Below are 9,751 nucleotides of genomic sequence, written 5' to 3'. Positions count from 1 at the left end.
GTGCAGCGGGCGCTTTTTATGCCGGAAATTTTAATGCTTAATGATGTACATTTCCTGGCTGTAAGCGACGTCTTCCGGATTGGTGATCGGGTATCCTTTCACCCACGGTTTGATCAAACGCCCGTTGGTGTACTGGTAAATCGGCGCAATCGGGGCTTCTGTGGCAATGATCTGCTCGGCCTTGTTGTAATCATCATTACGGCGTGCCTCGCGTGTTTCACGGCTGGCATCGGCAATCACTTTGTCGTATTCCGCATTGCTGAATTTGCTGATATTGCCATTATGCGTGGAGGTCAGCAGCGACAGGAATGTCGACGCTTCGTTGTAATCCCCGACCCAGGAAGCGCGGATCACATCAAAATTGCCGGTATTACGGCTGTCGATATACGTTTTCCATTCCTGATTCACCAGCTTAACATCCGCACCCAGCGTCTTTTTCCACATCGATGCCACCGCGATGGCAATCTTCTGATGGCTTTCAGACGTGTTGTACAGCAGCGTCAGATGCAACGGTTTTGACGGACCATAACCTGCCGCCGCCAGCAGACTTTTCGCCTGTGCATTCAGCTCATCCTGCGAATACTGTTGCAGTTCGCTTTCGGCCGGTTTGAAACCATTGGTGACGTCGGGGGTAAAACGCCACGCGGGTTTTTCGCCGGTACCCAGCACTTTTTCCGCGATGATTTTGCGGTCGATACTCAGGGAAAGCGCCTTGCGAACGCGCGCGTCGTCTGTCGGTGCGCGCTTCGTGTTGAAAGCGTAATAGTAAGTGCCAAGCTGATATGGCGTGTAAACCTGGCCCGGTAAATCATGCATCAGCTTTTTGTACTGGTCTTTCGGGAAAGATTCCGTGATATCAATGTCGTCGGCCAGATAACGCTTGGTCGCGCTGGATTCTTTGTTGATCGGCACGAAGGTGACTTTGGTCAGTACGGTGTGCGCGTGATCCCAGTAATGCGGATTAGGTTCCAGCACCAGCTTTTCGTTTACCACGCGGTCTTTCAGCACATACGCGCCGTTTCCGACCAGATTGCCCTGTTTGGTCCAGTCATCACCCCATTTTTCCACTGTGGCTTTATGCACCGGGAACAAGCTGAAGTTCGCCAGCAGGCTGACAAAATACGGTACGGGTTTATCCAGCGTGACACGTAAGAGCGTCGGGCTGACGGCGGTCACGCCCAGTTTTTCTACCGGCATTTTTCCGGCGATGATGGCATCGGCGTTAGAAATTCCGGCCAGCGCAGCGAACCAGGCACCGGTCGCCGAACCTTTAGGATCGACCAGTCGCTGCCAGCTGTAGACAAAATCCTGCGCCGTGACCGGATCCCCGTTCGACCATCTGGCATCTTTGCGCAGGGTGAAAAGGAATACCTGGTTGTTCTGGTTTTGCCAGCTTTCGGCGACGCCCGGAACACTTTTACCGGTCGCATCCTGATTCACCAGCCCTTCGAACAAATCACGGGCGACCTGTGCCTCAGGTAAACCCACCACTTTCGCAGGATCAAGCGACGCGGGTTCGTCTTTAATGTGGCGGACAATTTCCTGTTTTGCGGCAAGTTGTGTACCGGCGGGAACCTGAGCGGCAATAGCCTGACCGAGAGTCAGTGCCACCAGCGCGGCGCATGCGGAATAAGATAAAAGCGGAAATGATTTTCCCTGCGGCATAAATTCTCCTGAACGGACAAAGGGCTGCGCCCTGAAACATTCAGGAGTTTTATCATTACCTGCCGTAATCCCCTATAAGAAATCATTACAGATTTGCCTTCGCGCACAAAACCGCCTTTGCAGGGGATAAAATTCAGTCAGAACCGGCGATATCAATGCCACCGCAATGAAACTTCAGTGCGGGTTCGACATCCTGCGCCAGCCAGGTCGGGCCATCGAGATCGACAAATTTTGCGCCTGCGGTGAGCGGAAGTGCGGCGCGAATGGCACGCGAGGTACACAACATGCAGCCAAGCATGATATCAAATCCCGTCTCACGGGCTGCCTGCGCCAGCAGGAGTGCGCCGGTCAGACCGCCGGTTTTATCCAGCTTAATGTTGATCATGTCATAACGATTTTTCAGTGCCGGCAAACCCTCAATGGTATGACAGCTTTCATCAGCACAAATTGGCAGAGGATGGATGAAGTTCTCCAGCGCGGAATCTTCACCCGCCGGAAGGGGCTGTTCGAGCATCAGAATCCCTAAATCGGCCAGTAACTGACAACGAGCCGCCAGTCCGTCGCTTTGCCAGGCTTCGTTGGCATCGACGATCAGCGAAGCATTGGGAACGGCAGCGCGCACAGCCACCAGCCTTTCGGCGATCAGACGATCGTCGAGTTTAATTTTCAGCAACGTTGCGCCCTGCTTTTGCAGCGCCAGCGCGGCTTGTGCCATCGCTTCCGGCGTACCAATGCTCACGGTCTGCGCCATACTGACCGACGCCAGTGGTTCAGTGGCGGTCAGTTGCCATAAATTCAGCCCGCGGGTCTGAGATTCCAGATTCCACAACGCGCAGTCGAGCGCGTTTCTTGCAGCGCCTGCCGGCAGCAAATGTTGCAGCCGTTCGCGACTGGCACCCTGCTCAATGGCGGTTACCACGCTGGCAATTTGTGCCATTACCGAGCTTTCGCTTTCGTCATAACGCGGATACGGCGTACATTCGCCAATCCCGCGAATACCATTTTCTTCAATTTCAACTGCCACAACGCGGGCTTCGGTGCGGGTTCCGCGAGAGATCACAAACGGCGTATGTAGCGGCCAGGCTTCCGGATAAAAGCGAACACTTCTCATAGCGTCTCCAATAGTGAAATGCGCCCTGTGGGATACAATCAATAGATACAAGTAATTAACAAATAATCTATATCCAACATAGCATTGTTACCCTAAACTGGAAGCCGTTTGACTCCAATGGACATAGGAAATAATCATGACCCAGACAGTACACTTTCAGAGCAACCCGGTAAGCGTTGCGGGCAAAATCCCACAAAAAGGCGACGTCGCCAAGCCTTTCAGCCTGGTCGCAAAAGACCTTTCTGATGTCAGCCTGAGCAGCTTTGCAGGCAAACGTAAAGTCCTGAACATTTTCCCAAGCATTGATACCGGCGTCTGCGCCACCTCCGTGCGTAAATTCAACCAGCTGGCGGGTGAAATCGAGAACACAGTTGTGCTGTGCATCTCTTCTGATCTGCCGTTCGCGCAGTCACGTTTCTGCGGTGCAGAAGGCCTGTCTAACGTCGTCACGCTGTCTACCCTGCGTGGCGGTGATTTTAAATCTGACTACGGCGTGGGCATCACCGATGGCGCATTGTCTGGTCTGACTGCCCGTGCGGTTGTGGTTCTGGATGGTCAGGACAACGTGCTGTACAGCGAACTGGTGAACGAAATCACCACTGAACCTGATTATGAATCTGCGCTGGCTGTGCTGAAGTAATTTCTGCTTTCACAGGCAACAGATGAAAAAAAGCAACGGAGCAATCCGTTGCTTTTTTATTGGGCACCGTTGCGGATAAGCAGATTATTCTTCGCTTTCGCCCGTTTCGCCGCGACGGCTGCTGAGGCCGTATTCCCGCAATTTATTAGCGATGGCCGTATGCGATACGCCCAGACGCTTCGCCAGTTTTCGCGTACTCGGATAAGTGCGGTAAAGGCGGGTCAGCACGGAACGTTCGAAACGTTTGCTGATCTCGTCAAGAGAACCGTTCAGCGCTTCCTCACCAATGGTCACTGCTGCGTCAAAGTCCGGCAGAACAATATCCTGCGGTCGCAGTTCGCCGCCTTCCAGCTGTGTCAGTGCGCGGTAAATCGCATTTTTGAGCTGACGTACGTTACCCGGCCAGCCGTAATGGGTGAGGTAATTGGCCAGCTGTGGCGACAGTTTTGGTCGTGGCATTCCCTGCTCATCGGAGAAGCGCGCCACAAACAGTTCGGTCAAAGGCATGACGTCGGCAGGACGTTCACGCAACGGCGGCAACGTCAGACTCAGTACGTTCAGGCGGTAATACAAATCTTCACGAAACTCACCGCGCTGCACCAGTTCCACCAGGTTTTTCTGGGTGGCGCACATCACGCGCACATCCACTTTCACCTCGTGTTCTTCGCCCACGCGACGGAATGTACCGTCATTGAGGAAACGCAGCAGTTTGATCTGCATTCTCGGTGACATTTCACCGATTTCATCCAGCAGCACCGAACCACCGTTTGCCTGCTCGAAGAAGCCTTTTTTACCTTCGAGCGCATTCGGATAAGCACCGGCGGCATAACCAAACAGTTCGCTTTCTACCACGTCATCCGGCAGCGATGCACAGTTAAGTCCAAGGAACGGCTTTTTACCGCGTGCGCTGCGCACATGGCAGGCATGCGCCAGCAAATCTTTCCCGGTGCCGGTATCGCCGACAATCAGCAGCGGCGCATCCAGCATCGCGAGTTTGCGCGCCTGATCCAGTACGTGACGCATTTTTGTGCTGACCGCAACGATATGGTCGAATTCGCTGTCGTCGTTAACCGTTAAATCCTGCAACTGACGGCCCATACGGGCTGCCGATTTGAGCATCACAACCGCACCGGCAATTCCGCCTTTAGCGTCTTCATCGTCAACGTGGATTGGCGTGAGGTCCATCAGGAAATCCTGACTGCGGATCACAATACGTTCGGAGTGCGGCTGCGCATTATCACTTTCCAGCCAGCGCGTGACGTTGTAACCGGTGATCAGGTTCGCCGCCGTCACATTGCGGATTTTATCTTCATCGAGTTCAAATAAGGCCATCGCAGCCGGGTTGGCCTGCTCAACTTTGCCTTTCATATCAATGGAAAAAACCGGTTCCGGCATGGAAACCAGCAAAGCGCGCAACGCCCGATGCTCGCGTTCGGAAGGCATGAACGTCACGGTACGGACATCCGTTACACCGTCGATACGGCGGATTTCAGCCATCAGGGCGCGAAAGGTATCAAAATCCAGTTGGGAAAAATTCAGGTAAATGCGGCCAATCGAGGCAATCTCGATACCGCGTAAATCAATACTGCGTAAAACCAGTAAATCGAGGAGTTCACGGGTGAGACCCAGGCGGTCTTCGCAAAAAACTTCCAGTCGCATCAGTGTTGACCTTTTTCTGCCGGTGCGGAAATCGCTGCAGTCATAATACTCTTTCATGTACACAGGAAGAAGAGACTGTCACGAAAAGTTGACAAAATAATTCGCCGAATGAAATCTATTTGCCATAAATTTCAGGCTGGCACCTGGCTTTTGCAGACGTTTATTCTGGCTGATAAAACCTGATGGTCATTCACCGCGATTTCGCCATTACGCCCTTTTTCTGCTACTATCGCGCTTCTGATTTCATCGCCAAATGGTTCCCGACTATGAAGTTCGTCTCCTTTAATATCAATGGATTGCGCGCCCGCCCACATCAGCTTGCGGCAATTATCGAACAACACCAGCCTGACGTGATCGGCTTGCAGGAAACTAAAGTCCATGACGACATGTTCCCGCTGGAAGATGTCAGTCAGTACGGTTATCACGTGTTTTATCACGGCCAGAAAGGCCATTACGGCGTTGCCATGCTGACGAAGCAGGAACCGGTGGCTGTACGCCGTGGTTTCCCGGGGGATGACGAAGAGTCTCAGCGCCGTATCATCATGACTGACATCCAAACGCCACAGGGCATTCTGACCGTGATCAACGGTTACTTCCCGCAGGGCGAAAGCCGCGACCATCCGACCAAGTTCCCGGCCAAAGAGAAGTTTTATCGCGATTTGCAGGATTACCTGACCACCAGTCTGTCCGTGAATAATCCGGTAGTGGTCATGGGTGATGTGAATATCAGCCCGACCGATCTGGATATCGGTATCGGCGAAGACAGCCGTAAACGCTGGCTGCGCACCGGCAAATGTTCTTTCCTGCCGGAAGAACGTGAATGGATGGATCGTCTGAAAGGCTGGGGCCTGATTGACACTTTCCGCGCTGCGAACCCTGAAACTGCCGACAAATTCTCGTGGTTTGATTACCGTTCACGCGGCTTCGATGAGAACCGCGGCCTGCGTATAGATCTCATCATGGCGAGTACGCCGCTGGCGGCACGTTGCATTGAGACGGGCATCGATTACGACATTCGCGGCATGGAAAAGCCGTCTGACCATGCGCCAATCTGGGCGACGTTTGATCTGAAATAATGACCATCAGAACGATTGACGTGGTTGCCGCCCTGATTGAACGCGAGGGCAAATTATTGCTCGCCCGTCGGGATGCATCCAGCGATCAGGCCGGTTTATGGGAATTCCCCGGCGGGAAAGTGGAAACCGGGGAAAGTCAGCCCTGTGCATTAGTGCGCGAATTGCAGGAAGAAATGGGTATCACGGCCACGGTAGAAGAGTTCATCGCGACCAGCCAGTTACAGCAACCTGCCAGGCTGATTCGTCTGCATGGCTGGCGGGTTAGCGGATTTACAGGAACGATTACGTTACAGTGTCACTCCGAAATCCGCTGGGTAGCACCCGCCGACGTGCTGTCGTTTGATCTGGCACCTGCGGATATTCCGTTAATCGAGGCGTACCTGACTAAATTCGCCGCATAGCGGTGATGGCTAACGAACTGGCAAATAAAAAGGCGCGGAACTGGAAACAGTCCGCGCCTTATCTTTATCAGAAGTATGGAGAAAATCAGAAGTATTAAGAAAGCATTATTTCTTCAACACTTCCCATTTAAGTGCATTGGTGCCCACCACGTTCGGGTCGCGTGAACATTGCAACACCACGCTGTCAGCCGTCACCACCGCGCCTTCGCTGTAGCTCTGATTGTTGTAGATACAGCAATTGTGGCAGGTCGGCGCACTGTTATTATTGGTGCCGCTGTTCTCCCAGATTTGCGGCGGCAGCGGCACGACGACATCCGCGCCGTTACCGATATTGCTGCGGTTCGCCATCGCCGGTGCAGACAGCAGCGCTGAACCGGCCAGTAACGCTATCAGCACATTTTTCACCAATACGTTATTCATCACTGTTTGCTTCCTTCCCTTTAGTGCTCGCTTTACGGCGTTTAGGGGCGCTTTTGCCTTTCGCTGCAGCACCTGCCGGTTTGGAAGGCAGACTGCGGAATGCCGAAGACACCCGGTTCGTTTTGGCCTGCATGATAAGATTCTGCAACGTCGCCACCAGCGGTTGCATGAAATCCTGATAACGGCAGCTCTTTTCACTGATTCGCGTCAGCGTTGATTCCCAGTCAGCGGTCATATCCGGCCGGCCGGCAATATCAGGCAGCGAGTGAATCAGTGCGCGTCCGGTATCGCTGGAATGAATATAGCGCCCTTTCTTGTACAAAAATTCACGACGGAACAGCAGTTCGATAATCCCGGCACGCGTAGCTTCAGTGCCCAGACCATCCGTCGCACGCAGGATTTTCTTCAGTTCTTTATCCTGCACAAAACGCGCGATCCCGGTCATGGCTGAAAGCAGCGTGGCATCGGTAAACGGCCTCGGTGGCTGAGTCTGTCGCTCAACCACTTCCCCGCGCTCGCATAACAGTTCGTCACCTTTGGCGACCACCGGCAGCGGCGTACCTTCGTTTTCTTCGTCACGTTCCTTACTGCCCAGCAAAGTACGCCAGCCCGCTTCTGCCAGGAAACGTGCCTTAGCAATAAACTTTCCACCCGCAATATCCAGATCGATAACGCATTTGCGATACACCGCATCCGGGCAAAACTGCATCAGATACTGGCGTGCCACCAGACCGTAGATCTTACGTTCGTCATCGGTCAGATTCACATTGCTGCTGCGCGCCGTCGGGATAATCGCGTGGTGCGCATCAACCTTTTTATCGTCCCAGCACCGGTTGCGTATGTCGGTATCCACGACCGGTTGCGGCATCAGATCGGGTCGGTGAACGCCGATGGCATTGATGACCGAGTGACGACCGGCAAAATGTTCCTCTGGTAGATATCGGCTGTCCGAACGAGGATACGTAATCAATTTGTGCGTTTCATACAATTTCTGACAGATATCAAGGATTTGCTGAGCACTCAGACCAAACGCTTTCGAGCCTTCAATCTGCAATGTAGAAAGCGAGAACGGCAGCGGTGCAATGTCATTCTCACGTTTATCATTATAGCCGGTGACCATCGCCGGTTGTCCGGCAATACGCGCCACCACGTGGTCAGCCAGCGGACGATGCAACAAACGCCCTTCTTCATCCTGATACGGCTCGCAGGAATCGCTTGGCTGCCACAGCGCCACAAAACGCTCTTCGGCAGGCGTGACAATATGTGCTTTCACTTCAAAGAAATCTTTCGGCACGAAATTTTCAATGTCTTCGTCGCGGCGCACCACCAGCCCGAGCACCGGTGTCTGCACGCGTCCCACCGACAGCACGCCGTTGTAACCGGCGTTGCGGCCAAGAATGGTATAAGCGCGGGTCATGTTGATGCCGTAAAGCCAGTCGGCACGGGCGCGGGCCAGTGCCGAAACACACAGCGGGATAAAGTCACGGTTGTCACGCAGGCGCTCAATGGCACGTTCCACGGCCTGCGGGTTGAGATCGTTAATCAGACAACGCTGGGTCGCGTGACGTTTTTCCGGTGTCAGTTCGAGGTAATCCAGCACTTCATCCACCAGCAACTGTCCTTCACGATCCGGGTCACCGGCGTGGACGACCTGCGTCGCCTCGAGCAACAGGCGTTTAATCACATTGAGTTGTTTGGCGACGGAAGAACGCGGCTGAAGCTGCCACTTTTCAGGAATAATAGGTAAATCTGCCAGCGACCAGCGTGCAAAGCGGCTGTCGTAGGCATCGGGCTGTGCCTGTTCGAGTAAGTGGCCGACGCACCAGGTGACGACCTGATCGTTGCCACAGGCAATATACCCGTCGCCCCGGCGATGAGGTTTTGGCAGGACATCCGCAATGGCGCGGGCAAGGCTGGGTTTTTCCGCAATGAACAAACGCATCAGGCCGTACCTGCCTGCGGGGTGATCGCTGTAAAGATTTCCATTATCCCATCCTTCATTTCACTACGTCCTCATCATGCAGAGGTGGCTATGTTAGCCGCTGGCGTCGCAATTAGTAAGACGGATAGAAGGATCCGCAGCGATGGTCGCTCAAATAGGCAGCAAAAACCGGTTTTATCGGAAAACGCCGATGAAAACCGGTTAATTTACGAACGTGCGAATTTTAAAAATGAGTCACAAAAGGGGTGCTGTCGGTCGGGATCACCTGCAAATTCGCTTTAAGTTGCGGTGTGCCGAGATACAGGAAACCGACGATTTTATCGTTCTCACCACACCTGAAGGCCTTGCGCACATCGGGATGGTCAGTCCATGCACCGGTACGCCAGATACCGTTAAAACCCTGCGCCAGCGCGGCCATCTGCATGGCGTGAACGGCACAACCGGCGGAAAGTAATTGTTCCCACTGCGGCACTTTCGGACTTTCTTTACAGGCCGCTATTACGGTAATGATTTGCGGAGCACGCAATGGCGCCTGCGTGGCTTTCTCGATGGCTTTTTCATCGGCTCCGTCTTTAATCGCGGCAGCGCGCAATACTTCACTAAAACGGGTCAGTCCGTCATTCTCTGCAATCACAAAACGCCATGGCTGCAGGGCACCGTGGTCTGGCGCGCGCATACCGGCGTTGATGATGTTTTGCAGCGCCTCGCCTGCTGGCGCAGGAGCAGCCAGACGGGAAGCGGAACGGCGGTTAAGTAACAAGTCCAAAGCGTCCATTTTTATCTCCTGAGAATAATTGCTATTTACCTTACGTTAACATAGCCGCTACGCCTTTTTCC

Annotated in this window: 9 protein-coding genes; 3 read left to right on the top strand and 6 right to left on the bottom strand. The window is 53.6% G+C overall.

Going from position 1 to position 9,751, the window contains the following annotated elements; genetic code table 11:
• Positions 1–30: 30 nt before the first annotated feature.
• Together J1778_RS02990 and ycjG are read right to left on the bottom strand one after the other, a co-directional pair.
• Positions 31–1,665, bottom strand: a complete 1,635-nt coding sequence (locus tag J1778_RS02990; protein WP_217171920.1) for an ABC transporter substrate-binding protein — start codon at positions 1,663–1,665, stop codon at positions 31–33.
• Positions 1,666–1,798: 133 nt separating this feature from the next.
• Positions 1,799–2,776, bottom strand: a complete 978-nt coding sequence (ycjG, locus tag J1778_RS02985; RefSeq protein WP_217171919.1) for an L-Ala-D/L-Glu epimerase — start codon at positions 2,774–2,776, stop codon at positions 1,799–1,801.
• A 136-nt stretch (positions 2,777–2,912) separates the two neighbouring features.
• Between ycjG and tpx the strand changes: the two genes are divergently transcribed.
• Positions 2,913–3,416 (top strand): thiol peroxidase, encoded by a 504-nt coding sequence (gene tpx / locus J1778_RS02980; protein ID WP_217171918.1) that lies wholly within the window; start codon positions 2,913–2,915, stop codon positions 3,414–3,416.
• An 84-nt stretch (positions 3,417–3,500) separates the two neighbouring features.
• On the opposite strand, the gene tyrR is transcribed toward tpx, so the two are convergent.
• Entirely contained in the window at positions 3,501–5,075 is a 1,575-nt protein-coding gene (gene tyrR / locus J1778_RS02975) for a transcriptional regulator TyrR (protein WP_217171917.1), read from the bottom strand.
• 266 nt (positions 5,076–5,341) lie between these two features.
• Between tyrR and xthA the strand changes: the two genes are divergently transcribed.
• Both xthA and J1778_RS02965 read left to right on the top strand, forming a co-directional pair.
• Positions 5,342–6,151 carry an exodeoxyribonuclease III gene (gene xthA / locus J1778_RS02970; RefSeq protein ID WP_217171930.1) on the top strand — a complete coding sequence of 270 codons (810 nt, stop codon included), beginning with the start codon at positions 5,342–5,344 and terminating at the stop codon, positions 6,149–6,151.
• Positions 6,151–6,552: a pyrimidine (deoxy)nucleoside triphosphate diphosphatase gene (locus J1778_RS02965; RefSeq protein WP_238484539.1), complete on the top strand. Its 402-nt coding sequence runs from the start codon at positions 6,151–6,153 to the stop codon at positions 6,550–6,552. Before xthA ends, J1778_RS02965 begins: the two co-directional genes overlap by 1 nt.
• 105 nt (positions 6,553–6,657) lie before the next feature.
• On the opposite strand, the gene J1778_RS02960 is transcribed toward J1778_RS02965, so the two are convergent.
• The 3 genes from J1778_RS02960 to J1778_RS02950 all read right to left on the bottom strand — a co-directional run bounded on the left by J1778_RS02960 (position 6,658) and on the right by J1778_RS02950 (position 9,689).
• Positions 6,658–6,972, bottom strand: coding sequence for a DUF1496 domain-containing protein (locus tag J1778_RS02960; RefSeq protein WP_217171916.1), 315 nt, complete (start codon positions 6,970–6,972; stop codon positions 6,658–6,660).
• Positions 6,965–8,914, bottom strand: coding sequence for a DNA topoisomerase III (locus J1778_RS02955; RefSeq protein WP_217171915.1), 1,950 nt, complete (start codon positions 8,912–8,914; stop codon positions 6,965–6,967). Before J1778_RS02955 ends, J1778_RS02960 begins: the two co-directional genes overlap by 8 nt.
• Before the next feature lie 223 nt (positions 8,915–9,137).
• Entirely contained in the window at positions 9,138–9,689 is a 552-nt protein-coding gene (locus J1778_RS02950) for an NAD(P)H nitroreductase (RefSeq protein ID WP_217171914.1), read from the bottom strand.
• Positions 9,690–9,751 lie beyond the last annotated feature (62 nt).

Source organism: Rahnella bonaserana (assembly GCF_019049675.1).
Taxonomy (GTDB): Bacteria; Pseudomonadota; Gammaproteobacteria; order Enterobacterales; family Enterobacteriaceae; genus Rahnella; species Rahnella bonaserana.
Note: the sequence above shows the minus strand (reverse complement) of the source record. Positions and strands in the feature narration are given on the sequence as shown.

Coding starts and splice junctions, on each gene's coding strand:
- J1778_RS02965 (WP_238484539.1), top strand. CDS start 6,151: ATGACCATCAGAACGATTGACGTGGTTGCCGCCCTGATTGAACGCGAG.
- J1778_RS02990 (WP_217171920.1), bottom strand. CDS start 1,665: ATGCCGCAGGGAAAATCATTTCCGCTTTTATCTTATTCCGCATGCGCC.
- J1778_RS02950 (WP_217171914.1), bottom strand. CDS start 9,689: ATGGACGCTTTGGACTTGTTACTTAACCGCCGTTCCGCTTCCCGTCTG.
- J1778_RS02960 (WP_217171916.1), bottom strand. CDS start 6,972: ATGAATAACGTATTGGTGAAAAATGTGCTGATAGCGTTACTGGCCGGT.
- J1778_RS02955 (WP_217171915.1), bottom strand. CDS start 8,914: ATGCGTTTGTTCATTGCGGAAAAACCCAGCCTTGCCCGCGCCATTGCG.
- tyrR (WP_217171917.1), bottom strand. CDS start 5,075: ATGCGACTGGAAGTTTTTTGCGAAGACCGCCTGGGTCTCACCCGTGAA.
- tpx (WP_217171918.1), top strand. CDS start 2,913: ATGACCCAGACAGTACACTTTCAGAGCAACCCGGTAAGCGTTGCGGGC.
- xthA (WP_217171930.1), top strand. CDS start 5,342: ATGAAGTTCGTCTCCTTTAATATCAATGGATTGCGCGCCCGCCCACAT.
- ycjG (WP_217171919.1), bottom strand. CDS start 2,776: ATGAGAAGTGTTCGCTTTTATCCGGAAGCCTGGCCGCTACATACGCCG.